The sequence below is a fragment of the Streptococcus parasanguinis genome, assembly GCF_016648855.1.
Taxonomy (GTDB): Bacteria; Bacillota; Bacilli; order Lactobacillales; family Streptococcaceae; genus Streptococcus; species Streptococcus parasanguinis_L.
In genome coordinates, this window is record NZ_JACLQU010000017.1 from 24,968 (window position 1) to 46,832 (window position 21,865).

The 21,865-nt window shown below is 40.2% G+C and carries 29 protein-coding genes and 1 pseudogene; 29 read left to right on the forward strand and 1 reads right to left on the reverse strand.

All coding sequences use genetic code 11. The annotated features are described in order from the left end of the window. The first annotated feature begins 15 nt into the window (after nucleotides 1-15). From rlmB to H7T92_RS09570, 20 genes and pseudogenes are all read left to right on the forward strand, one after another. Nucleotides 16-744: a 23S rRNA (guanosine(2251)-2'-O)-methyltransferase RlmB gene (gene rlmB / locus H7T92_RS09480; RefSeq protein WP_003010074.1), complete on the forward strand. Its 729-nt coding sequence runs from the start codon at nucleotides 16-18 to the stop codon at nucleotides 742-744. 19 nt (nucleotides 745-763) lie between these two features. Continuing rightward, complete coding sequence (locus tag H7T92_RS09485; RefSeq protein WP_201037646.1) at nucleotides 764-1,279, forward strand: NYN domain-containing protein; 516 nt, start codon at nucleotides 764-766, stop codon at nucleotides 1,277-1,279. Next, nucleotides 1,276-2,139, forward strand: coding sequence for a DegV family protein (locus H7T92_RS09490; RefSeq protein WP_201037647.1), 864 nt, complete (start codon nucleotides 1,276-1,278; stop codon nucleotides 2,137-2,139). Before H7T92_RS09485 ends, H7T92_RS09490 begins: the two co-directional genes overlap by 4 nt. Nucleotides 2,140-2,291: 152 nt before the next feature. Continuing rightward, nucleotides 2,292-2,738 (forward strand): 50S ribosomal protein L13, encoded by a 447-nt coding sequence (gene rplM / locus H7T92_RS09495; protein ID WP_002876943.1) that lies wholly within the window; start codon nucleotides 2,292-2,294, stop codon nucleotides 2,736-2,738. An 18-nt stretch (nucleotides 2,739-2,756) separates the two neighbouring features. Further along, nucleotides 2,757-3,149, forward strand: a complete 393-nt coding sequence (gene rpsI / locus H7T92_RS09500; protein WP_002893764.1) for a 30S ribosomal protein S9 — start codon at nucleotides 2,757-2,759, stop codon at nucleotides 3,147-3,149. Between the two features lie 353 nt (nucleotides 3,150-3,502). After that, a complete protein-coding gene (locus H7T92_RS09505) occupies nucleotides 3,503-3,805 on the forward strand; it encodes a TMEM175 family protein (protein WP_004240734.1) in 303 nt (100 codons plus the stop codon). Continuing rightward, the gene (locus H7T92_RS09510; RefSeq protein WP_000397556.1) at nucleotides 3,730-4,071 is read left to right on the forward strand and encodes a hypothetical protein; all 342 of its coding nucleotides are present in this window, start codon (nucleotides 3,730-3,732) and stop codon (nucleotides 4,069-4,071) included. The genes H7T92_RS09505 and H7T92_RS09510 overlap by 76 nt, the downstream gene beginning before the upstream one ends. Before the next feature lie 13 nt (nucleotides 4,072-4,084). Next, on the forward strand, nucleotides 4,085-4,408 hold the full coding sequence (locus tag H7T92_RS09515; RefSeq protein WP_001253404.1) for a potassium channel family protein: 324 nt from the start codon (nucleotides 4,085-4,087) through the stop codon (nucleotides 4,406-4,408). Beyond that, nucleotides 4,405-5,454, forward strand: coding sequence for a DUF389 domain-containing protein (locus H7T92_RS09520; protein ID WP_151379262.1), 1,050 nt, complete (start codon nucleotides 4,405-4,407; stop codon nucleotides 5,452-5,454). Before H7T92_RS09515 ends, H7T92_RS09520 begins: the two co-directional genes overlap by 4 nt. 499 nt (nucleotides 5,455-5,953) lie before the next feature. Further along, nucleotides 5,954-6,532: pseudogene (locus H7T92_RS09525) on the forward strand (IS256 family transposase); the annotation flags it as partial. Between the two features lie 180 nt (nucleotides 6,533-6,712). Then, nucleotides 6,713-6,991: a DUF6110 family protein gene (locus tag H7T92_RS09530; RefSeq protein WP_002893755.1), complete on the forward strand. Its 279-nt coding sequence runs from the start codon at nucleotides 6,713-6,715 to the stop codon at nucleotides 6,989-6,991. 1 nt (nucleotide 6,992) lies between these two features. Further along, on the forward strand, nucleotides 6,993-9,056 hold the full coding sequence (locus tag H7T92_RS09535) for a heavy metal translocating P-type ATPase (RefSeq protein ID WP_201037648.1): 2,064 nt from the start codon (nucleotides 6,993-6,995) through the stop codon (nucleotides 9,054-9,056). A 299-nt stretch (nucleotides 9,057-9,355) separates the two neighbouring features. Continuing rightward, a complete protein-coding gene (locus H7T92_RS09540; RefSeq protein ID WP_083327647.1) occupies nucleotides 9,356-9,970 on the forward strand; it encodes a CadD family cadmium resistance transporter in 615 nt (204 codons plus the stop codon). 11 nt (nucleotides 9,971-9,981) lie between these two features. Continuing rightward, on the forward strand, nucleotides 9,982-10,320 hold the full coding sequence (gene cadX / locus H7T92_RS09545; RefSeq protein ID WP_003004755.1) for a Cd(II)/Zn(II)-sensing metalloregulatory transcriptional regulator CadX: 339 nt from the start codon (nucleotides 9,982-9,984) through the stop codon (nucleotides 10,318-10,320). Between the two features lie 45 nt (nucleotides 10,321-10,365). Continuing rightward, nucleotides 10,366-10,500: a hypothetical protein gene (locus tag H7T92_RS10490; protein ID WP_003004655.1), complete on the forward strand. Its 135-nt coding sequence runs from the start codon at nucleotides 10,366-10,368 to the stop codon at nucleotides 10,498-10,500. A 69-nt stretch (nucleotides 10,501-10,569) separates the two neighbouring features. Continuing rightward, nucleotides 10,570-10,854, forward strand: a complete 285-nt coding sequence (locus H7T92_RS09550; protein ID WP_229041728.1) for a hypothetical protein — start codon at nucleotides 10,570-10,572, stop codon at nucleotides 10,852-10,854. Nucleotides 10,855-11,622: 768 nt separating this feature from the next. After that, nucleotides 11,623-11,832 carry a helix-turn-helix transcriptional regulator gene (locus H7T92_RS09555; protein ID WP_031576108.1) on the forward strand — a complete coding sequence of 70 codons (210 nt, stop codon included), beginning with the start codon at nucleotides 11,623-11,625 and terminating at the stop codon, nucleotides 11,830-11,832. Continuing rightward, a complete protein-coding gene (locus H7T92_RS09560; RefSeq protein WP_049499707.1) occupies nucleotides 11,829-12,011 on the forward strand; it encodes a hypothetical protein in 183 nt (60 codons plus the stop codon). Before H7T92_RS09555 ends, H7T92_RS09560 begins: the two co-directional genes overlap by 4 nt. A gap of 13 nt (nucleotides 12,012-12,024) precedes the next feature. Continuing rightward, nucleotides 12,025-12,375 (forward strand): PspC domain-containing protein, encoded by a 351-nt coding sequence (locus tag H7T92_RS09565; protein ID WP_049523591.1) that lies wholly within the window; start codon nucleotides 12,025-12,027, stop codon nucleotides 12,373-12,375. A gap of 14 nt (nucleotides 12,376-12,389) precedes the next feature. Then, nucleotides 12,390-13,091: a DUF3169 family protein gene (locus tag H7T92_RS09570; protein WP_201037649.1), complete on the forward strand. Its 702-nt coding sequence runs from the start codon at nucleotides 12,390-12,392 to the stop codon at nucleotides 13,089-13,091. A gap of 284 nt (nucleotides 13,092-13,375) precedes the next feature. On the opposite strand, the gene H7T92_RS09575 is transcribed toward H7T92_RS09570, so the two are convergent. Beyond that, entirely contained in the window at nucleotides 13,376-13,579 is a 204-nt protein-coding gene (locus tag H7T92_RS09575; protein WP_049471982.1) for a CsbD family protein, read from the reverse strand. A 324-nt stretch (nucleotides 13,580-13,903) separates the two neighbouring features. Here H7T92_RS09575 and H7T92_RS09580 point away from each other — a divergent pair, with 324 nt between their 5' ends. The 9 genes from H7T92_RS09580 (at nucleotide 13,904) to grpE (ending at nucleotide 21,619) form a co-directional block, all read left to right on the forward strand. Beyond that, nucleotides 13,904-14,494: a rhomboid family intramembrane serine protease gene (locus H7T92_RS09580; protein ID WP_257738302.1), complete on the forward strand. Its 591-nt coding sequence runs from the start codon at nucleotides 13,904-13,906 to the stop codon at nucleotides 14,492-14,494. Between the two features lie 144 nt (nucleotides 14,495-14,638). Then, complete coding sequence (locus H7T92_RS09585) at nucleotides 14,639-15,742, forward strand: VanZ family protein (protein ID WP_201037651.1); 1,104 nt, start codon at nucleotides 14,639-14,641, stop codon at nucleotides 15,740-15,742. Nucleotides 15,743-15,885: 143 nt separating this feature from the next. Further along, a complete protein-coding gene (locus H7T92_RS09590; RefSeq protein ID WP_003004214.1) occupies nucleotides 15,886-16,152 on the forward strand; it encodes an ACT domain-containing protein in 267 nt (88 codons plus the stop codon). 18 nt (nucleotides 16,153-16,170) lie between these two features. Continuing rightward, nucleotides 16,171-17,508, forward strand: a complete 1,338-nt coding sequence (locus H7T92_RS09595) for a PFL family protein (RefSeq protein ID WP_201037652.1) — start codon at nucleotides 16,171-16,173, stop codon at nucleotides 17,506-17,508. A gap of 81 nt (nucleotides 17,509-17,589) precedes the next feature. Further along, nucleotides 17,590-18,279, forward strand: a complete 690-nt coding sequence (locus H7T92_RS09600) for a histidine phosphatase family protein (protein WP_201037653.1) — start codon at nucleotides 17,590-17,592, stop codon at nucleotides 18,277-18,279. 123 nt (nucleotides 18,280-18,402) lie between these two features. Further along, complete coding sequence (locus H7T92_RS09605) at nucleotides 18,403-19,104, forward strand: histidine phosphatase family protein (RefSeq protein WP_201037654.1); 702 nt, start codon at nucleotides 18,403-18,405, stop codon at nucleotides 19,102-19,104. Then, on the forward strand, nucleotides 19,094-19,867 hold the full coding sequence (locus H7T92_RS09610; protein ID WP_049475118.1) for a M15 family metallopeptidase: 774 nt from the start codon (nucleotides 19,094-19,096) through the stop codon (nucleotides 19,865-19,867). Before H7T92_RS09605 ends, H7T92_RS09610 begins: the two co-directional genes overlap by 11 nt. 168 nt (nucleotides 19,868-20,035) lie before the next feature. Beyond that, the gene (gene hrcA / locus H7T92_RS09615) at nucleotides 20,036-21,070 is read left to right on the forward strand and encodes a heat-inducible transcriptional repressor HrcA (RefSeq protein WP_003004578.1); all 1,035 of its coding nucleotides are present in this window, start codon (nucleotides 20,036-20,038) and stop codon (nucleotides 21,068-21,070) included. 24 nt (nucleotides 21,071-21,094) lie between these two features. After that, on the forward strand, nucleotides 21,095-21,619 hold the full coding sequence (gene grpE, locus H7T92_RS09620) for a nucleotide exchange factor GrpE (RefSeq protein WP_301355021.1): 525 nt from the start codon (nucleotides 21,095-21,097) through the stop codon (nucleotides 21,617-21,619). Nucleotides 21,620-21,865 lie beyond the last annotated feature (246 nt).

Here is a 21,865-nt window from a genome sequence, read left to right on the forward strand (position 1 = left end):
TGGTATACTAGTTCTATGGAAAATAACGATATCGTATACGGTGTCCACGCAGTCACCGAGGCTTTACAAGCCAACACAGGCAATAAATTATATATTCAAGAAGATCTCCGAGGGAAAAATGTCGACAAGATCAAGGCCTTAGCAGCTGAGAAAAAAGTGTCGATTTCTTGGACGCCAAAGAAAACCCTGCAGGAAATGACAGAAGGAGCTGTTCACCAAGGCTTTGTTCTTCGAGTGGCAGCCTTTGCTTACACCGACTTGGCAGCGATTCTGAAACAGACAGCCCAAGAAGAGAACCCGCTTTTATTGATTCTCGATGGCTTAACAGATCCGCACAATCTTGGATCTATCTTGCGGACAGCTGATGCGACCAATGTCTCAGGGGTCATCATTCCTAAGCATCGGGCAGTCGGGGTAACCCCGGTGGTGTCGAAAACGTCTACCGGAGCAGTGGAACACATTCCCATTGCCCGTGTGACCAATCTCAGCCAAACCCTAGACAAGTTAAAGGAAGAGGGCTTCTGGATCTTTGGAACCGACATGAACGGCACGCCATCTCATCAGTGGAATACGGCTGGTAAGTTGGCTTTGATCATTGGTAATGAAGGAAAAGGGATCTCAGCCAATATCAAAAAGCAAGTCGATGAGATGATCACCATTCCTATGAATGGCCATGTTCAAAGCCTCAATGCCAGTGTGGCAGCAGCCATCCTCATGTATGAGGTCTTTCGCAACAGACTATAAATAGTAGAAAGGCAATGATATGAAACGAAAAATCTTATTGGTTGACGGCTACAATATGATTGCCTTCTGGCAGGAGACCCGCCAGCTCTTTCAAAAAAGTGAGCTCGATGCGGCGCGCAACATCCTCCTGCAAAAACTGAGCCATTATGCTAGCTTTGAAGGGATCGAAGTCATCTGTGTCTTTGATGCCCAGTATATGCCAGGAGTGCGGCAGACCTACGATGAGTTCAATGTTCAGGTGGTCTTTACCGGTGAGGATGAGACGGCAGACGACTATATCGAGCGCTTGGCGGCAGAGCTCAACACGCCCCTCCACCAGGTATCCGTCGCGACCAGTGACTTACATGAACAATGGACTGTCTTTGCTCAAGGAGCCCTTCGGGTATCCGCTAAAGAGTTAGAGAAACGAGTCGCAGTCGTCAAAGGAAGCCTCAATCAGGCACAGCGAGTGGTCAATGATCAAAAACCACCCATTCGACCGCTCGATCACCAAGTATTGCGACAATTACAAGAAATGATGGGAGACAAGAAATGACATTTGCTATTTTAACCGATTCGACCGCAGATTTAGACCAAAACTGGGCTAAGGAACATCAGGTGACCATTCTTGGCTTGACCATTGAGTTAGATGGGACGGTTTACCGGACAGTTGGTCAAGGTCAATTGACCAGCCCGGAGCTTTTAGAAGCCATGAAAAATGGGGCCAAACCGACAACTAGTCAGGTCAATGTGGGCCAATTTCAGGAAACCTTTGAACAGTTTGCCAAAGAAGGGAAAGATCTGCTTTATGTGGCTTTTTCATCAGTCTTATCTGGGACCTACCAGAGTGCAGTCATGGCACGAGACCTGGTTTTAGAAGACTACCCAGAAGCCGTGATCGAGATTGTCGATCCGAAGGCGGCTGGGATTGGAGAGGGTTACCTGGTTATGCGGGCAGTAGCTGCGCGTGATGCAGGTCGTTTATTAGCAGAAGCCAAAGAAGAGATCATGGATCTAGCGCCAAAACTGCGGACCTATTTCCTGGTCGATGACCTCTACCACCTCATGCGTGGCGGTCGCCTTTCAAAGAGTGCCGCGATCATGGGAAGTCTAGCCAGCATCAAACCCATTCTCTGGATAGATGCGGAAGGAAAATTAGTTCCTATTAGCAAGGTTCGGGGGCGCAAAAAAGCTGTCCGAGAATTACTGGAGTTGATCAAGGCAGACATCGGTGGAAGCACAGCCTTGGTGTCTTATACCAACGATCTAGAAGGAGCAGAAGCACTGAAGCAAGAAATGCTTGCGCTTGAAGGCATAGATGAAGTCCTCGTGATGCCTCTTGGACCGGTTATTTCAGCCCACGTCGGCCCGAATTCCTTGATCGGATTTGTCATTGGAAAAGAAAATCGCAAATAATTTTCCAAATCGGTTGACTTTTATCTTAGAATTTTGATACAATAGTAGGCGGTATTGTTTACCCCATTTGTAAGGCCCCGGAACCTTTCAAATAACTCGCGGACCGGAACATCCGCCCTGTAAACAAAAACGACATTCATATAGGAGAAATCATGAACAAAACTACATTCATGGCTAAACCAGGCCAAGTAGAACGCAAATGGTACGTTGTTGACGCAACTGATGTACCTCTTGGACGCCTTTCAGCAGTTGTTGCTAGCGTGCTTCGCGGAAAAAACAAACCAACCTTCACACCTCACACTGATACAGGTGACTTCGTAATCGTTATCAATGCTGAAAAAGTTAAATTGACTGGTAAAAAAGCAACTGATAAGATCTACTACACTCACTCAAACCACCCAGGTGGATTGAAATCAATCTCTGCTGGTGAACTTCGTTCTAAAAATGCAGTACGTTTGATCGAGAAATCAGTTAAAGGTATGCTTCCACACAATACTCTTGGCCGCGCTCAAGGTATGAAATTGAAAGTATTCGTTGGAGCTGAGCACACTCACGCTGCACAACAACCAGAAGTTCTTGATATTTCAGGACTTATCTAAGGAAAGGAACAATAAAGTATGTCACAAGCACAATATGCAGGTACTGGACGTCGTAAAAACGCTGTTGCACGCGTTCGCCTTGTTCCAGGAACTGGTAAAATCACTGTTAACAAAAAAGATGTTGAAGAGTACATCCCACACGCTGACCTTCGTCTTGTAATCAACCAACCATTCGCAGTTACTTCAACTGCAGGTTCATACGACGTTTTCGTTAACGTTGTAGGTGGTGGATACGCTGGTCAAGCAGGAGCAATCCGTCACGGTATCGCTCGTGCCCTTCTTCAAGTAGACCCAGACTTCCGCGATTCATTGAAACGCGCAGGACTTCTTACACGTGACTCACGTAAAGTTGAACGTAAGAAACCAGGCTTGAAAAAAGCTCGTAAAGCATCACAATTTAGTAAACGTTAAAACTTATTTAAACTTATTGAAAGCATTTCGTATCAAAAATACGGGATGCTTTTTCTGTTCACCCCAAATTTTTGTAACTAGGTGATACTTGAAATTAATACAAATTTGGTTGTTTTTGATAAATCTAAGCAACACTAAATGATGAAGTGAAAGGGGATGAATCTTTGATAGTATTCATTTATTGTGAAATATGATATATTTATTAATTAGATGGATGAATACTTCTAGAGTTAAATATAGCATAATAGGGACAGACTTTTTGGTTTATTTTTGTTTGTAGTCGGATTATGAAAGAATATCCAATATTATGCGATAAGATAGAATGTTACAAAAAAGAAAGGGGATGCAATCCGATGAAGAAAGACAGATTAATTGTATTGACAGATGCTGTTCTAGCAATTATTATGACCATCTTGATTTTAGAGTTAGAAAAACCAACAACACCAAGTCTTGAAGCTTTTTGGGATTTACGGCAAAATTTCTTTGCTTGTTTTCTTTCCTTTTTCTGGTTGGGATCGTTATGGATGGCACTAAACACATTATGGGAAAAGGTTGAGAAAATTTCCTCAGAAATTATTTGGTGGAATTTGTTTCTACTCTTGGAGCGGCAGGAGTTCTCTTTGGAGAATTTCATGCCATCCAAGATACCAGTCTGAATGATGTGGTGGACCGGATCTATATAAATGTCAAGGATTTACCGTTTCAGTCCTTGGGAGCTTTAGCTAATATCCTGTCTGATGTTAAGAAGGGACTGATTCAAGACAGTCATATCTGGTCTTTCTTCCAGTCATTTTTCAAACAATATCAGTTGATAATCAGCTTAAATCAGATCTATCAGTTTGTCTATCTTTCTCTGATGGAGATCATGTCCTATCTTCACTTTGATTATTGGAAAAAACGGCTCGGTCAGGAGCTAGTATGAATAAGGAGAACAAATGAGACGTTTAAAAATGTTATGGCATATTATACAGGTTACGGGTTTTACTCGGTTTGCTCTGAGTTTTGTGACCTTTGTTTTTGGGTCAGGAGGCGTGCTTTTCCTAGTTGAACCTGCTATCACAAATTACGGAGACGGTCTTTGGTATGCTTTTGTGACTTCGACGACTGTCGGCTACGGGGATCTCCTAGCTGTGACCTTGATTGGAAGGATTACCAGTGTCTTCTTGACGATTTATGGGCTCATATTTTTTGGCTGTTTATCAGCTGTTATTATTAATTATTATACCGATTTAAATAAGGAAAGAGGAGAGGACAAATGACTGCCAATTATTCAACACGGGAATACCGTGAGAAATTATACGATGACCTTCATGTTCGATTGAGAGATACAGCGATTTTGATGTGTGCAATTTTTATTGCCTCTATCGGTCTAAATATGCATTCAACAGCTGTTATTATTGGAGCCATGTTAATTTCACCTCTCATGACACCGATTGTTGGACTGGGATTCGGTTTAGCTATTTTTGATACGCGTTTAATCAAGCAATCTCTAGAGGTTTTATTGACTCAAGTGTTGGTCAGTTTGCTTGTCTCGACTCTGTATTTCTGGATTTCTCCCTTGTCTTATGCAAGTAGCGAGTTGATCGCACGAACCTCTCCAACCATTTGGGATGTTCTCATTGCTATTGCTGGTGGGATTGCTGGTGTGATCGGTTCAAGGAAAAAAGAAGCAAACAATATCGTGCCAGGAGTAGCCATTGCTACAGCTTTGATGCCGCCTATCTGTACTGCTGGCTATGGTTTAGCTAATGGGAATGTACGATTTTTATTGGGGGCTCTCTATCTTTTCTTGATCAACTGTGTCTTTATCATGCTAGCCAACATTGTTGGAACAAGAATTTTGATGAGAAAATCTCCTTTAACTTCATTTAAAGAGCTGAGCATTAAAATGAGAATTGGCTTGATTTCTTTGATTGTATTGTTGATTCTTCCAGCTAGCTATTCGGCAGTTACTCTGACAATAGAACAAGCGCGCAAAGAAGGGATCAAACAGTTTGTAGGAAAAGAGTTCGCCAATTATACGGTTATTAATCAAGTCTACAAGTCAAGTAACAATGAATTGGTCTTGACGGTTGTTGGAGATCCGATTTCAGAAGAAGAATTAGAAACACTCCACCAAAAACAAGCCTCTTACGGTATTCAATCTGTTCAATTGAAAGTGAATCAAGTTCAGAACTCGCCAACATTAGATAGTGAAGCGACCAAGGAATTTTATGAAAACATTGACAAGTATATTGATCAAAAACTCTCTGAAAAAGATTCACAAAACGATCTCGTAAAAGAAAATGAAGCAGACAAGGATTGAGGACAATGAACTGAATCGGTTTTTACGCCGTGTTTTTCTTGTATCTTCCTCTTTCTTACTTATAGCAGGTTGTTTTTGCTTGAATAAGAAATAAATTAGAAGTTCTATCATCTAAGAAAAATGATGAAAAAAATCATTTAACTAATGGTGTGAACGTTTAGTGTTTATCAGCTCCATTCTCTGTAATTTTGGGGGTAAAATCCACACCATTTAGATAAAATTAGTTGAATTTGATTGGAAAAACGCTTTTATAAAAGCGGAGAAAAGTCTTGATATTACGCTGTTTTTAGTCCAACTGAAATTCATACTTTCCAAACCAGGCTTGAAAAAGGCCCGTAAAGCATCACAATTTAGTAAACGTTAATTCGTTACTGGACAGCAGAATACAAACGAAAACACTTTGCATCTTGCAAGGTGTTTTTTTCTATGAGAACTGGCGGTGCGCAATTAGGATAGCTCTAGCGACTTTAGTCGCATAGAGATATGCTATGCATAGTTGCCCCAAGAAAACAATGCTTCTTGGTCCACCCTGTTAGACAAGCTTCAAAACCAAGGAATCCAACAGATTTCTCTTGTAGTTACAGATGGCTTTAAGGGGCTTGAGCAGATTATCAGTCAGGCTCACCCATTAGCTAAACAACAATGTTGCTTAATTCATATTAGTCGAAATCTAGCTAGTAAAGTGAAACGAGCAGATAGAGCGGTTATTCTGGGGCAATTTATAATGATTTATCGTGCTGAAAATTTAGAAATGGCAGGACAAGCTTTAGAGGACTTTCTCGCCGAATGGAAACCAAAGTATAGGAAAGTCATGGAAAGTCTGGAGAAGACGGATAATCTTTTAACTTTTTATCAGTTTCCCTACCAGATTTGGCACAGCATGTATTCGACAAACCTCATTGAGTCTCTTAACAAAGAAATCAAACATCAAACGAAAAAGAAGGTTCTTTTTCCTAATGAGGAGGCTCTGGAACGTTACTTAGTTACGTTGTTTGAAGATTATAATTTCAAGCAAAGTCAACGAATCCATAAAGGGTTTGGTCAATGTTCTGATACACTTGAAAGCTTATTTAATTAACACTCCGTAACTCTACTTAAGTGTTTACACATAATTATTGACAGTATCAAAAAATAAAGTATATTGTTTTCATCATAATATAATTAAATATCAGTATAGAGAATTTTATCTATATATCAGATATCAGCAATTGCTTTTGCTGTCATTTTTCGCTACAATAGTTACAAGGAGGAAATAAACATGTTAAAAGAAGTATTAAACGTCGCAAAAGTTGCGAAAAAATCATCTCTCTTCTTAGGAGGGGTAGCATTTGGGACGCTTGGCTTGAAAGTCTTAGCAAGTAAAGAAGCTAAGAAAGGCTATTCTAAGGCCTTGGCTAAAGCTTACAAATTGAAAGATGGACTGGATGCATCTGTTTCTGTTGTAAAACAACACGGTGATGATGTTTTACAAGACGCTAAATATTTATACGAACAGGAAAAGAAAGAAGAACAATTAGATAGCCTGACAGGTGAATAATATGTCTTTTAAAGTGCTACACAGAGGATATCAACATATCCGATTATCGTCCTCGTTTTCACTGACCTTGGATATTCAAGATTATCTTCGTTCCTTGGCTAAAGATGAAAAAGGGATCGACTCTATTCAGTTTTATATGGATCAGCAGCACTTTACTCTACGTATGAAAGAAGGCTTCTCTGTATTAGAAAATGCAGAGGCCTTTTTAAAAAAAATTGACAAGGGGAAAGTTTCGGACTTGATGACTCTTCCCATTCGTAGAGAAGAGAGTGCTTATTCAATTGTATCGGGTGCAGCGATTAAGCGTTTGCTGTTTCGAAGTTTTGTACCCTACCCTATTCGTTATATTTGGACTTGTTATCAGGCTTTGGGTTATGTCAAAGAAGCCTATCAAACTTTAGCGCGCAAGGAACTAACCATGGAGGTCTTGGACTGTTCGGCCATTTTGTTGTCCTTGTTTATGAACCAATCCAAGACAGCTAGCAACATCATGTTTATGCTTGATTTGGGTAATCATCTGGATCAGTGGTCTTTAAAAAAAACAGCAACAGATTTGGAACAAAGCCTTCTTGCTAAAGAAAGTGATGTTTTCTTAGTGCGGGGAGACATGGTCATCAGCATCAAGAGTTCTGATGTTCAAGTAGGTGATGTATTAGTTGTCTCCCAAGGGAATGAAATCTTGTTTGACGGCCAAGTGGTTTCAGGATTAGGCATGGTCAATGAGAGTTCCTTGACTGGAGAGAGCTTCCCTGTTGAAAAGAAAGAGGGAGATTCTGTATGTGCGAATACTGTTTTGGAAACAGGAGAGTTAAGAATTCGTGTGACTGATAATCAGATAAACAGTCGTATTTTGCAACTCATCAATCTGATGAAAAAATCTGAAGAGAGTAAGAAGACAAAACAACGTCATTTTATTAGGATGGCAGACAAGGTTGTAAAATATAACTTCTTAGGTGCTGGTTTGACTTATCTGTTAACAGGTTCGTTTTCAAAAGCCATTTCCTTTTTATTGGTGGATTTTTCATGTGCTCTAAAAATATCCACACCTGTAGCCTACCTTACGGCCATAAAGGAAGGTCTAAATCGAGAAATGGTTATTAAAGATGGTGATGTATTAGAAAAATATCTGGAAGTGGATACTTTCTTGTTTGATAAAACGGGTACCATCACGACGAGTTATCCTTTGGTTGAAAAGGTTCTTCCTTTCGGAGATTATACTGAGAAAGATATTTTAAGAATAAGTGCATGTTTGGAGGAACATATCTATCATCCTATTGCCAATGCAATTGTTAAACAAGCTGAAATTGAAGGCATTGAACACGAAGAAATGCATGGCAAGCTTCAGTATGTTGCAAGCAAAGGGATTAAATCGCAAATTGATGGTCAATCGGTTGTCATTGGAAATTATGTACTAATGCAAGACGAACAGGTAAGAATTAGTTCTGAGCAGCTGGCCTTGATTAAGCAATATAAGACTCATTACAATTTATTGTTTTTGGCTTATAAGAAAGAATTAATTGGGATGTTTTGTATCCACACTCCCTTGAGAAGCGAGGCGAAAGTTGCATTGAAAAAGCTAAAGCGCCAAGGGAAAAAACTGATTCTGGCAACTGGTGATACGTTGGCTAGAACAGAAGAGTTGGTTAAAGATCTGCCATTTGACAACGTTTATACTGATTTAAAACCAGATGGTAAGTTTCAGTTGGTTCAGGAATTACAGAAAGCTGGCCGAACTATTTTGATGGTTGGAGACGGGTTAAACGACTCTGCTGCCTTGACGCTTGCAGATATTGGGGTTGTGATGAATGAAAGTGCTGATATTTCTAAGCAGATGAGTGATATTTTATTATTAGATAATCGTTTAGATTTCTTCGAGGAATTGAATTCTTTATCTGAATCGTTGCAGAAATTAATTCAAAGAAATATTCAAGAAACAGTTGTAATAAATGGAAGTTTAATTGGATTTGGGTTGTTAAATTGGTTAAGCCCATCTAATCTTTCGATATTGCACAATCTGACTACTTTAAGAATCGTCCTTCGTAGTCTTTCTATTAAAAGTAGGTAAGAGACCGAGAAGCTGAGGTTATAAAAACTAAAAGGAGTTGTCTCATTTGAGAATAACGGCTCTTTGTCAACTGTAGTGGGTTGATGGAAAATTATACCCTGGAGAGGACCAAATTGGTTCTCTCCTTTTAAATATTGAAAAAACCATTGGCAGTGGACATACTTTAAGACTATATATTTCTGAAACTAGTTTCACAATACAAATATTGACATGCAATTATTAATTGGTGGATTTTAAGTTGACATCTACAAAGTTTAATGTTAAAATACATTCAAAAATATATTTGAATGAGGTGCTTTATGGTTCAAAATGTTGTTACTTCAATAATCCTGTATTCTGGGACAGCCGTAGACTTACTTATTATCCTAATGTTATTTTTTGCCAAAAGAAAAAGCAGAAAAGACATCATTAACATCTATTTAGGACAATTTCTAGGCTCTGTTAGTCTAATATTGCTAAGTTTACTTTTTGCATTTGTCTTAAATTATATTCCTAGTAAAGAGATTTTAGGTTTACTCGGTTTGATTCCAATTTTCCTAGGCCTCAAAGTTTTGCTTTTAGGAGATTCTGATGGAGAAGCTATTGCAAAAGATGGTTTGCGAAAAGACAATAAAAACTTGATTTTTCTAGTCGCTATGATTACTTTTGCAAGTTGTGGCGCTGACAATATTGGTGTCTTTGTCCCATATTTTACCACCTTAAATTTAGCGAATTTGATAGTGACTTTACTTACTTTTCTAGTCATGATTTATCTCTTGGTTTTTTCTGCCCAAAAATTGGCACAAGTCCCTTCTGTTGGAGAAACTTTGGAAAAATATAGCAGATGGTTTATTGCCGTTGTCTATTTAGGATTGGGGATGTATATCCTGATTGAAAACAACAGCTTTGACATGCTGAGGGCTGTGTTCGGCTAGGAGAAAAAATTATGAAAAAAGATAGTATCTGTCAAGTGGATGTTATAAATCAACAAAATGTTATAACCGCAACGAACTACCTTGAAAAGGAAAAAGTCCAAAAATCACTTCGTATTTTATCAAAGTTTACCGATAATAAACAGATAAATATCATCTTTTATCTCCTTGCTGTTGAAGAACTCTGTGTCTGTGATATAGCCTGTTTACTAAATCTCAGTATGGCATCTGCCTCTCACCATCTTCGTAAACTAGCCAATCAAAACATCTTGGATACTAGAAGAGAGGGGAAAATTATATATTATTTTATAAAAGATGAGGAAATCAGAGATTTTTTTAATCAACTAGGATAACAACTATTTTTACTACTTTTCCATGATTATATATAGGACTTATCTATGAAATTTTTTGATGAAAATTACTCACAAGAAAGACCTGCTCGTAGCAAATGTTTAAGAAAAAAGTATAATTTAAAGCAAAGCGACCTAGGTAATGCAGGTCAAGTTAGCCAAGTTGAAAAGGGAGGAATTTGAAAGGATTTGTATCTTTTATTTTTTGTTTCATTTATGTCCTATGCTACTGGAATAGTTAGTAGTCATTTCATGAATCATACGGCACAGCTCTTTTATGGACTGATCGTTATTGTTTCAACGGTAGCAAACTGGTTTTTACATAAAGTAATTGATAAACCCAATATAGATCAGAAAGAATTACTTGAAGCTAACGCACAATATAGAAAGTTATTGATACCTGACCAAATAATTAAAGGAGTGGGATTGATTCTATCCTTAATTCTCTATCCTCCGATTATGATGTATAGTGTTTTAATTGCGGCATTTTACATCATAACTTTAAAAACACTATCTGAAAAAAGAGTGAATAACTAAAAAATGGTGATCAAAGTTAGGTGTATTATTTTAATGCTCACAGACCTAAACTATTCCCCTATTAAAACAATATTGATTCAAATTTTATGAAATGAATAAGTAGATTTCGTTCAGAAAATCCTTGATATTACGCTGTTTTTAGTCCAACTGAAATCCATACTTTCCAAACCAGGTCTTAAGAAAGCTCGTAAAGCTTCACAATTTAGTAAACGTTAATTCGAAAGAATTACAATACTTACAAAGAGCACCTTTCGAGGTGTTCTTTTTGTATTTTCATACTAAATTGTGGTAGTTGACGTAGTTGTTGTGGCTTTAGCCGCTTACAATTACGGCTGCCATTCGACGAAGTCAATTGCCTCAAAACGTTAATCAACACGATACTATCAACGTTTACAGACATTCAAGAGTATTCTCTTGGATGTCTTTTTTTGTTTCAAAAATACAAAGTTGACCCCGTTATTTTTTTGATTTCAAGTATCCATTTCATCTCTATTTAGAAAAATATCAAATCAATTCTTATTCAGGATAAGAGTTTTGACCTAAATCATTTACAAAATGACAAAAATAATGATATTTTTGACTATTATAATTGTCAAAAATAAAAAGATATGTTACAATGTAATCAAGTTAAAGAAATAAGACTTTGAACGGAGAAACTATGAGGATATCGGTAATAATATCTTATATAATAACAAAGGAGGAAAAATCAGATTCTACCATTTTGGGGATATCTAAGCGAAGTGGCTGAGTTTGATGACAATGGTAAATATGAAGCTAAAAAATCGTTTAAAAGAGCTTCGCGCTCGTGATGGTTTAAACCAAACCGAGCTTGCAAAGCTAGCAGGTATATCTAGGCAGACCATTAGTTTGCTAGAGCGTGATGAGTATACCCCCTCTATTATTATCGCCTTGAAAATCTCTCAGATATTTCATGAGCCAGTAGAGTCGGTATTTCGCTTAGAGGAGGAAGAATCATGAACAAATATAGAGTAATTTATTATCTTTGTATCATTGCCTTTATAGCAAATGTTTCGATGATGATCGGGACCTTGATGGGATGGTTTCACATTTTAGACAGTAATTATTTTTTCTGGAGTGGCTTGATTTTTAGTTTAGTATTTGAGCGGATAGAAAAGAAAGTAAAAGAAAGAGTATAAAAGGAGTAAGATTATGAAAGAGTTTTTGGCAGATTTTCAAGTAGATACCGAACATAAAGAAATTGCAGGGGTTTGTGCCGGTATCGCCCGTTATTTCAATGTAGACCCTCTGATGATTCGTGCATTAGCCGTTTTGCTTTTTCTATCTTCGATAGAAATTAGTCTTCTCACAGTGATAAGTTATGCTTTTTTAGCTGGCTGGATGGGAAATGAATCTCTTGAAGTAGTCATCAAAAAATCAGGGTACAAGATTCTATTTTTCTATCTAGTTTCCATTCTCCTGAATAGTTTTGGTGATCAAGTTTTAACGGCTACTTTTGGATTTGGGCATGCTCTGGTTCAAGGACTGCTAGGTTTATTTTAGAAAGAAGATAGAAAATGAAAAAGAAACATTTATTACTATTGTTAGGAAGTTTATTGTTGGGTGGTTTAATCGGAATGTTTGGTGCTACCTTTACGAATCTTCATTTAAACATTTCTCAAGAGCAAGTACAGTTTATTTTGACGACCATCTTTTTCTATCTGGGAATACTATCGACAATAGTAGCTCTCTATTTTATCATGAATAGTAGGAAAGTTTATGCTAGCTACCTAGCAGAAGAAGATGATGAATTAAACGAGCTAGCTTATATTAAGATGTATCGCTCTCTAGATTATGGGACAGTTGCTTACAATGTTTTGCAAGTTAGTATGCTTTTTAGCTTGCTTACAGTGTTGCCTAGCCACGATTTACCGATATCAGCTTTTCTCTTAGCAGTATTAACCATTCTTGTTGGAAGTTTCTGCATCAAAACAACGAGCAAAATTCGTAATTACCAACTCTCTATTTTAGCCACACCAAAAGAGGTATTAGATTATCTAGAAACCTATGACGAGGGAGAGAAACAAGCGGAAATGGTAGAGGCTTATTTAATCTTGTTCAAACTCAATCAGCTAATCTTACCATCTGTCTATATCATCTTGTTTGCCCTATCCATTATTCTTGGAGAAGTACAGTTAGTTGCTGCCCTTATAACTTCTGTCATCCATCTCTATATCAATATTGCACAATTAGGAAAAACAAAACGTTACTTTAAATAACAGGGGTTTCTATGAATCGTGTCGCAAATGTAGGTGACGATGTTGAAAGGAATGAATCAATCAAAATAAATCTCATTCCAAGATAGAGCTAAACACAAAATTCTAAAAAGTTTGTAAAGTAGCTTTAGTAAACGTTCTTTTAAAAGAATGCTAATCATTACAATGAGCACCCTTCGGGGTGTTTTTTCTACACCCAAACTAAATGAAAGATAAACAAAAACCCACCCTATCTTTCACAGTCAAACATGACTGTAGAAAATAGAGTGGGTCTAGGATGTTAAAGACTATTTGTCGTCTTTATGAAAGATATTTTTAACGCCCTTGATAGCTCCTTCAACAGCTTCTTTTGCATCTTCAGCAACTTCTTTTGCTTTTGAAGCAACTTTTTCAGCAGTGCCTTCAGCTTCTGTTTTTGTATCACCGGTTAATTTACCAAGGCCTTCTTTAACAGAACCTTTTGCTTGGTTCAATTTTTCTTCTAATGACATAGCGTCACCTCCATGAAGTTAGTAGTTTTTTCTCTGAATGCAATACTGTTGATTTAAAAAAATAAAAAATATTTGTCTCAGATTAGAATAAGTATATTCTTTTTAAAATGGAAAGTCAAATTTTTGCTACGGTATTCTGAAAGCAGGATCGACGTTTGATCTGATGGCAAATAGCGAGCGACTAATAAGTCACGATATTTCGTTTTTCCAGCAAAGATTTGAAACGAAAGAAGCAAAAACTTTTCTGTCTCCAATGAAATAAATGGTATAATGGTCGTGAATGGAGACATCGTAACGCTGTTTTTTGAAAAAGAGAAGATAAATATGAAAAGAATCCTTACAACCTACCCTGTTATCAGTACTTTAGCTCTAATCTGTTTATCGCTCGGTCTATTGACTTCCTTTTATGGGGATGCTATGTATGACCTATTGGCTTTTCATTCAAAGCCGGTGTATGGTTGGCAATATGTTAGTGGGACCCTGATGCACGGTAGTAAAGGAGCCCCTATCTGGTTTTTATGGGTCCATTTGTTGTTAAATGGACTCATGCTCCTTCCCTTCGGAGGACTGCTAGAAAGAAAAATAGGCTCTAGACAAGTCTTGATCGTTTTTGTGACGGCGACAGTCCTCTCTTCCATCGTTTTTCACTTTTTAACCCAGGAGCAGGACATTCAGGCAACAGGGATCTCTGCTGTAGGATACGCCTTTGTGACCGGAGGGGCTATGATCCTGCCAAACGTGTGGAAAGAGTTCTCACGCACCGTAAAACTGTTTTATCTATTCTTAATTTTTCTATCTGGCCTCATGCTCTTACCAGTAATCACCGGATGGATCTCAACGCTATTACATCTTTCAGGGATTGTGAGTTATCTATTGGTCTTTATCGGAAGTAATATCTTGAAGGGGAGAAGCTAACTATTAAGACGGCTCCTCAGTAAGGTTTTCATCGTACTTCCTTGACTCTTCCTCTACCAGGCCGTATAATATTCTATATCAATGAAGAAATCACCTTTTGTCATTGTGCAAAGGGTGATTTTATAACGAAAAAAAGGAGACACAATGGGGTATATCTCTACTATTAAAACGGCTGTTCAGCTCTTTCCTTTCCTGGCATTTTTGCTGACCTTGCCCTACATGATTTTGAATTATCGAAAATATGGTTCGGTCAATAAATTGCGGGTGCTGATTTTCTATTCTTTTATGCTTTACTTGATGACGGTCTATCTGCTGGTGATCTTGCCCCTGCCGGATCCGAGTAAGATCCATACTAGCTACTCGGAAATGATCAATCTTTATCCCTTTGCTTTTGTGGTGGATTTTTTCAAGGAGAGCCCCTTTGATCTAGCGCAGGCAAGCACTTGGCTTCAGGCCATCAAGCATCCAACTTTTTACGTGCCCGCCTTTAATGTCCTGATGTTGATTCCTTTTGGGATGTATCTACGCTATTATTTCAAGTGTGGTTTTAAGAAGACGATTTTCCTGACGGCCCTCTTTAGTCTCTTTTTGGAGCTGACCCAATTATCAGGTCTCTACTTTAGGTATCCGGGTCCTTACCGCCTAGCAGATGTTGATGATATCATTCAAAATACCACTGGTGGTGGAGTGGGCTACCTGTTCGGTTGGTTTCTAGTTTGGTTACTGCCAACACGAGATGAAATCGACGAGCATTCTTTCCGAGAGGGGACGAGAGTATCGGGTCTTCGGATGGGTCTTGCTTTCATAATCGACTTTGTGATACTATCTATTTTCTACGCATTGATTGGGCGTTTAGGGACGATTCCTTATGTGGCGGTTCTAGCGGTTTACTTTAGCTTGCTTCCTTTGTGGCGGGGCAAAACCTTGGGAATGGCTTTGCTGAAATTCCGCCTGCATTTTGAAAAGCAAAAATGGCTTCGCACCATCTGGTGGGGGATCTTAGTAGTCAGCTATTTCTATCTGATTCCTCAGGGATTGTTCTATTTGATTTCGCTCTTGAACAGCGATTTGACGGATAATTCCCTCTTGACCCTATCCATGATCTTATTGCTCTTCTTTGCACTTTTATTGTATTTGATTCTGACTCTTGCCATCGTTTTGCTCAATCGTCGCTTTCCGTTTGATCGTTTAGCTGGAGCTGAGTATGAGAGTACCGTGTGTGTAAAGGAAGAGATCCTAAAGGATTGAACTGAATAGTTGATACAGAGGTTGGATCTAGATCCAGCCTTTTTTTAGATACGCGGAAAATATCCGAACGTTCCCAGTTGAGAAGGGCGATTTTAAGGGGAATGTGCTACAATGGAAGCAAATAGAAAGAATGGAGCAGTGAAATGAAAGCAATTATTACAGTCGTTGGAAAAGACCAAAAAGGAATCGTAGCCGGTGTCGCAACGAAAGTGGCAGAATTGGGACTCAATATCGACGATATCTCTCAAACTGTATTGGATGAATACTTTACCATGATGGCGGTCGTATCATCGGATGAGAAAAAGGATTTCACGCAGCTTCGTTCAGAGTTAGAAGAATTCGGTCAGTCTCTTCACGTAAAAATCAATATCCAGAGCGCAGCGATTTTTGATGCCATGCACAATTTGTAAGATAGGGGTTGAGAATTTATGGACATTAGACAGGTAACAGAAACCATTGCCATGATTGAGGAGCAGAACTTTGATGTTCGGACCATCACCATGGGGATTTCGCTTCTAGATTGTATTGATCCAGATATCGATAAGGCGGCAGAAAAAGTCTACAATAAGATTGTGACAAAGGCCAAAGATTTGGTGGCTGTTGGGGATGAGATTGCGGCAGAACTTGGTATTCCTATTGTCAATAAGCGGGTTTCGGTCACTCCAATTTCTATTATCGGTGCAGCAACCAATGCGACAGACTATGTGCCCTTTGCCAAGGCACTGGATCGTGCGGCCAAAGAAGTTGGGGTCAACTTTATCGGTGGCTTCTCAGCTCTGGTTCAAAAAGGCTACCAAAAAGGGGATGAAATCCTCATCAATTCCATTCCTCGTGCCCTTGCGGAGACAGATTTTGTCTGCTCTTCAGTCAATATCGGATCGACCAAGACAGGGATCAATATGACCGCTGTCCGAGATATGGGCCGTATCATTAAAGAAGCATCCCAAGCAGATCCAATGGGGCCAGGTAAGCTCGTGGTTTTTGCCAATGCAGTAGAAGATAATCCCTTTATGGCAGGAGCCTTCCATGGTGTCGGTGAAGCAGATGTCGTCATCAACGTTGGGGTTTCAGGACCTGGTGTCGTCCAACGGGCCATCGAAAAAGTTCCCGGAGCAAGCTTTGATGTATTGGCTGAAACAGTTAAGAAGACAGCCTTCAAGATTACCCGTGTCGGACAATTAGTGGGTCAAATGGCTAGTGAACGTCTCGGTGTGGAGTTTGGAATTGTAGACTTGTCTCTCGCGCCAACACCAGCTGTTGGGGATTCGGTTGCCCGTGTCCTTGAAGCCATGGGGCTTGAAGTAGTCGGAACCCATGGAACTACAGCAGCGCTAGCTCTGCTCAATGACCAAGTAAAAAAAGGTGGTATCATGGCTTGTAACCAAGTCGGTGGTTTGTCAGGTGCCTTCATCCCGGTCTCAGAAGATGAGGGGATGATTGCGGCAGTCCAGTCAGGTCATATCAATCTGGAAAAATTGGAAGCCATGACGGCTATCTGTTCTGTCGGTCTGGATATGATTGCCATCCCAGCTGATACTCCAGCTACGACGATTGCGGCTATGATTGCCGACGAAGCAGCTATCGGAGTGATCAACCAAAAGACGACAGCCGTTCGGATCATTCCTTATGGAAAAGAAGGCGATATGTTAGAGCTCGGAGGACTTCTTGGGTCTGCTCCGGTAATGAAGGTCAACAAGGCTTCGTCAGCTGATTTCATTGCCCGTGGTGGTCAAATTCCAGCTCCGGTTCATAGCTTTAAAAACTAAGAGAAATCTAGTATAATAGTAGAAAATAGAAAAGTCTGTGATGATGAAACTCCAGACTTTTTTCTTGCAAAAGGAGACAAGATGGCTAAAACAAGATTATTTGTGATTCGTCATGGGAAAACCATGTTTAATACCATTGGCCGTGCTCAAGGCTGGTCTGATACACCCTTGACAGCAGAAGGAGAAAAAGGCATTGAGGCTCTAGGGATCGGCTTGCGTGAGTCTGGTTTGGACTTTACCCGAGCCTATTCCAGTGATTCAGGTCGTGCCATTCAGACCATGGGGATCATACTTGATCAATTGGGTTTAAAAGAAAAAATTCCTTATCGCTTTGACAAGCGGATTCGCGAGTGGTGTTTCGGAAGCTTTGATGGAGCCTACGGTGGTGAGCTCTTTCACGGTGTCGTGCCGCGTGTGCTGGATGTAGAAGATTATAAGACCTTGACCTTGGAAGACTTGGCCAATGGCATCTGCCAAGTGGATACAGCGAATTGGGCTGAACCTTGGGAGGTTTTGAAAGGCCGAATCTTAGAAGGTTTTGAAGCTATTGCCAAAGAAGTAGAAGAAAATGGAGGAGGCAATGCCTTGGTGGTCAGCCATAGTTGGACCATTCAGACCTTGGTCTGCCTAATTGAAGGAAAACCAAATCTCAATCTGCCTCTTTCAAATGGTAGTGTTACCCTTGTAGAATATGAAGATGGCGCATTGACGGTTAAGGTGTTTGGAGATAGCAGTTACCGTGAAGTCGGTGAAAGCTTGCAAGAATCCTAGTCCGTCGTAAAAGGCTGACCTTTTGGTCATAGCCTTTTCTTTCTCTCAAAACTTGTAAGAGCTTTCCTACTTTCTTTTTACAAAAAATGATATAATGAAAGAGATACATACGGAGGTAATACAATGACAAAAACCAGATTATATATTGCTCGTCATGGAAAAACCATGTTTAATACCATTGGGCGAGCACAGGGCTGGTCAGACACTCCGCTGACAGAAGCAGGAGAGCGTGGGATTAGAGAATTAGGGCTTGGCCTTAAGGAAGCAGGTCTTTCTTTTAAAGAGGCTGTTTCGAGTGATTCTGGTCGCACCATTCAAACCATGGGAATTGTTCTTCAAGAGCTTGGTTTGACAGGTCAGATTCCTTATCGCTATGATAAACGGATCCGCGAGTGGTGTTTTGGTAGCTTCGACGGTGCCTATGATGGCGAGCTCTTTATGGGGGTTTTACCCCGTGTTTTTAAGGTCGAGGATTTTCATCAGTTGAGCTTGATGGAGTTGGCCGAAGGGATCGTTGAAGTCGACACCACTGGTTGGGCTGAATCTTGGGGTGCCTTGAGTGGTCGGATCAAAGAAGGGTTTGAAGCCATCGCAAAAGAGGTGGAAGCAACTGGCGGTGGGAATGCGATTGTTGTCAGCCACGGCATGACGATTACGACCTTGATTTATCTCATCGATCCGAAAGCTGTCGAAGAATTGGTCTTGGACAACGGAAGCGTGACGGTTTTGGCCTATGAGGATGGTGCCTTTCGTATTGAAAAGATTGGGGATATGTCCTATCGTAAGGTTGGAGCAAAACTTCTAGAGGGTGGCCATGACGAATAAGTATAGACGCGCACGAAAAAAACGTAAGAAGTGGTGGCCTTACCTATTGAGTTTCTTTCTTCTTGTGGTCCTTGGATCGGGAATTGGTGCTTACTTAGCGAAGCCGAGCTTGTTTTCAGGGCTTCAGTTTTGGAAGGCTAAAAAAACAGCTGTAACGACTCCCTCTTCTTCTAAGAAAAAGGAAGAAAAATCAGATTTACCAGCCGTTTCGACAAAAGACTGGCAGTTGATCTTGGTCAATCGTGACAATGTGAAGCCTGAGCTGAACCCACAATTAACAGATGTGGATGCTATCAAAGTGGATAGTCGGATTGTAGAACCGACTCGTCAATTTTTAGAAGCGGCTCGAAAAATTGCCCCAGAAGAAACCTTGATATCAGGCTATCGAAGTGTGGCCGAGCAAACAGAGCTCTATAATGAACGTGTTGCGCAACTAGAGGCTAGCGGCCTTTCGCACGAAGAAGCTGAAAAGCAGGTGCAGACCCAGGTACAGGTCCCTGGTGCGAGTGAACACCAGACAGGGCTTGCGATTGATATGAGTGTCGAAGCTGGTCAAAGTGATGAGTTGGGCTTGCAGCTGGCTGCCATCGCACCGCAATATGGCTTTGTGCTTCGCTACCCAGATGGGAAGAGCAACATCACGGGTGTGAATTTTGAGAATTGGCATTTCCGTTATGTTGGCGTAGAAAACGCTCAGTATATGGCCAACCATCAGCTAGTATTAGAAGAATATATTCAACTCTTGAAAAAAGCTGGCAAATAAGAGGAGAGTCACTTCTCTAGGTCTTAAGAATGATTTTTAGCACTCTTGAAAAAAGAGTGCTAATTTTTTGGTTTTTTCTCTTGACTTTCTTTTGGATGGGTGTATAATAGAATCATGGTTTAGCACTTGAGTGTTTAGAGTGCTAAAAAATGAAAGAGAGGTGAGGTCATGGTTACAGAACGTCAAAATGAGATTCTCAATCTTGTTGTCGATATCTTTACCAAGACCCACGAACCAGTCGGTTCAAAAGCGCTACAAGATGTGATTCAATCCAGTAGTGCGACCATTCGAAACGACATGGCTGCCCTCGAAAAACAAGGCTTACTAGAAAAGGCCCACACTTCGAGTGGTCGCATGCCTAGCCGAGCTGGTTTTCAATATTTTGTTCAGAACTCGCTTGATCTAGAGTTGATTGATGAGCAAGATGTCTACCAGGTGGTGAAAGCCTTTGATTTCGAAGCCTTTAAGTTAGATGATATCTTGGATGCTACGGCCAAGTTGCTAGCCCAGATGACGGGTTACACCGCAGTGATTCAGGATGTGGAGCCGACACGTCAGCGCTTGACTGGTTTTGAGATTGTTCCATTGTCCAACCACGATGCCTTAGCGGTTCTGACCTTGGATGAATCAAAGCCTGTCACCGTCCAGTTTGCCATTCCAAAGAATTTCTTAACCAGTGACTTGGAAATCTTCCATCAGCTGGTTCAAGAACGCTTCATTGGAAATACAGTCTTGGATATCCACTACCGCTTGCGGACAGAGATTCCACAGATTGTACAGCGTTATTTCAAGACGACAGATAATGTGCTGGATCTCTTTGATTACGTCTTCTCGCAACTGTTTCAAGAACTGGTCTTTGTAGAAGGAAAGGTTTCATCCTTAACCTACGCCGATCTTCAGACCTATCAGTTCTTAGATAATCCCCAACACGTAGCTCTCGAGTTGCGAGGGGGAATGCCAGAAGACCAAATGACCCAGATCCTGGTTGCAGAATCTCAAGAGAAGGCCTTGAAAAATGTGACAGTGATTAGTCACAAGTTCCTGGTTCCTTATCGTGGGATGGCCCTCATGCATGTGATCGGTCCCGTAGAGATGGACTACAGGCGTGTGATTAGCCTGGTCAATGTCATCGGACGGGTACTGGTTATGAAGTTGACGGACTACTACCGTTACCTCAACAGCAACCATTATGAAGTAAATTAAGATCAAATGAAAGGGGTGTATGCCTTGACAGAAGATATCAAAAAAGAAGACGTGAAAGAAGAGGAAGTTGCCCAAACAACTGAAGAAGTTGTAGAGGAAAGTAACCAACCTTCTGAGTTAGAAGAAGCACAAGCGCGTGCCGAAGAATTTGAAAATAAATACCTTCGTGCTCATGCAGAAATGCAAAACATTCAGCGCCGTGCCAATGAAGAACGTCAACAATTACAAAAGTACCGTAGCCAAGATTTGGCAAAAGCGATCTTACCATCACTTGACAACCTCGAACGTGCCCTTGCCGTAGAAGGATTGACAGATGATGTGAAGAAGGGCTTGGAAATGGTCCAAGAAAGTTTGGTACATGCTCTGAAAGAAGAAGGAATTGAAGAAATTCCAGCGGACGGAGCCTTTGACCATAACTACCACATGGCCATCCAAACCTTACCTGCAGATGACGAGCATCCAGCAGACACCATCGCACAAGTCTTCCAAAAAGGCTACAAACTCCATGACCGCATCCTACGCCCAGCAATGGTAGTGGTGTATAACTAGGATACAAAGCCCGTAAAAAGCTCACAGTAAAAATAGGAGATTGACGAAGTGTTCGATGAACACAAGGAAATCTATCTTTTTTACCCAGAGCTTAGGGCGTGTTCAACTAGTCTGTCTTGTCCGAAACGACACTAAACTATGAAAGAAAGATTAACATTGGTTCAGCTTTGCCAATAGTGAGCGAAGCGAACCAAAGGCGATACTCTTCGCCGTGGCAGTATCTTTGCAAACTTTGAGACCTGAGGC

What these genes read in the sequence shown, in the direction of transcription:
- H7T92_RS09575 (WP_049471982.1), bottom strand. Translation starts at nt 13,579, where the DNA reads ATGTCATTAGAAGAAAAATTGAACCAAGCAAAAGGTTCTGTTAAAGAA.
- H7T92_RS09590 (WP_003004214.1), top strand. Translation starts at nt 15,886, where the DNA reads ATGAAAGCAATTATTACAGTCGTTGGAAAAGACCAAAAAGGAATCGTA.
- H7T92_RS09550 (WP_229041728.1), top strand. Translation starts at nt 10,570, where the DNA reads ATGAATCATACGGCACAGCTCTTTTATGGACTGATCGTTATTGTTTCA.
- H7T92_RS09490 (WP_201037647.1), top strand. Translation starts at nt 1,276, where the DNA reads ATGACATTTGCTATTTTAACCGATTCGACCGCAGATTTAGACCAAAAC.
- H7T92_RS09515 (WP_001253404.1), top strand. Translation starts at nt 4,085, where the DNA reads ATGAGACGTTTAAAAATGTTATGGCATATTATACAGGTTACGGGTTTT.
- H7T92_RS09595 (WP_201037652.1), top strand. Translation starts at nt 16,171, where the DNA reads ATGGACATTAGACAGGTAACAGAAACCATTGCCATGATTGAGGAGCAG.
- rlmB (WP_003010074.1), top strand. Translation starts at nt 16, where the DNA reads ATGGAAAATAACGATATCGTATACGGTGTCCACGCAGTCACCGAGGCT.
- cadX (WP_003004755.1), top strand. Translation starts at nt 9,982, where the DNA reads ATGAAAAAAGATAGTATCTGTCAAGTGGATGTTATAAATCAACAAAAT.
- H7T92_RS09585 (WP_201037651.1), top strand. Translation starts at nt 14,639, where the DNA reads ATGGGGTATATCTCTACTATTAAAACGGCTGTTCAGCTCTTTCCTTTC.
- H7T92_RS09540 (WP_083327647.1), top strand. Translation starts at nt 9,356, where the DNA reads ATGGTTCAAAATGTTGTTACTTCAATAATCCTGTATTCTGGGACAGCC.
- H7T92_RS09555 (WP_031576108.1), top strand. Translation starts at nt 11,623, where the DNA reads ATGAAGCTAAAAAATCGTTTAAAAGAGCTTCGCGCTCGTGATGGTTTA.
- H7T92_RS09485 (WP_201037646.1), top strand. Translation starts at nt 764, where the DNA reads ATGAAACGAAAAATCTTATTGGTTGACGGCTACAATATGATTGCCTTC.
- H7T92_RS09535 (WP_201037648.1), top strand. Translation starts at nt 6,993, where the DNA reads ATGTCTTTTAAAGTGCTACACAGAGGATATCAACATATCCGATTATCG.
- H7T92_RS09520 (WP_151379262.1), top strand. Translation starts at nt 4,405, where the DNA reads ATGACTGCCAATTATTCAACACGGGAATACCGTGAGAAATTATACGAT.
- H7T92_RS09580 (WP_257738302.1), top strand. Translation starts at nt 13,904, where the DNA reads ATGAAAAGAATCCTTACAACCTACCCTGTTATCAGTACTTTAGCTCTA.
- H7T92_RS09600 (WP_201037653.1), top strand. Translation starts at nt 17,590, where the DNA reads ATGGCTAAAACAAGATTATTTGTGATTCGTCATGGGAAAACCATGTTT.
- hrcA (WP_003004578.1), top strand. Translation starts at nt 20,036, where the DNA reads ATGGTTACAGAACGTCAAAATGAGATTCTCAATCTTGTTGTCGATATC.
- rplM (WP_002876943.1), top strand. Translation starts at nt 2,292, where the DNA reads ATGAACAAAACTACATTCATGGCTAAACCAGGCCAAGTAGAACGCAAA.
- rpsI (WP_002893764.1), top strand. Translation starts at nt 2,757, where the DNA reads ATGTCACAAGCACAATATGCAGGTACTGGACGTCGTAAAAACGCTGTT.
- H7T92_RS09560 (WP_049499707.1), top strand. Translation starts at nt 11,829, where the DNA reads ATGAACAAATATAGAGTAATTTATTATCTTTGTATCATTGCCTTTATA.
- H7T92_RS09565 (WP_049523591.1), top strand. Translation starts at nt 12,025, where the DNA reads ATGAAAGAGTTTTTGGCAGATTTTCAAGTAGATACCGAACATAAAGAA.
- H7T92_RS09530 (WP_002893755.1), top strand. Translation starts at nt 6,713, where the DNA reads ATGTTAAAAGAAGTATTAAACGTCGCAAAAGTTGCGAAAAAATCATCT.
- H7T92_RS09505 (WP_004240734.1), top strand. Translation starts at nt 3,503, where the DNA reads ATGAAGAAAGACAGATTAATTGTATTGACAGATGCTGTTCTAGCAATT.
- H7T92_RS09605 (WP_201037654.1), top strand. Translation starts at nt 18,403, where the DNA reads ATGACAAAAACCAGATTATATATTGCTCGTCATGGAAAAACCATGTTT.
- H7T92_RS09610 (WP_049475118.1), top strand. Translation starts at nt 19,094, where the DNA reads ATGACGAATAAGTATAGACGCGCACGAAAAAAACGTAAGAAGTGGTGG.
- H7T92_RS10490 (WP_003004655.1), top strand. Translation starts at nt 10,366, where the DNA reads ATGAAATTTTTTGATGAAAATTACTCACAAGAAAGACCTGCTCGTAGC.
- H7T92_RS09570 (WP_201037649.1), top strand. Translation starts at nt 12,390, where the DNA reads ATGAAAAAGAAACATTTATTACTATTGTTAGGAAGTTTATTGTTGGGT.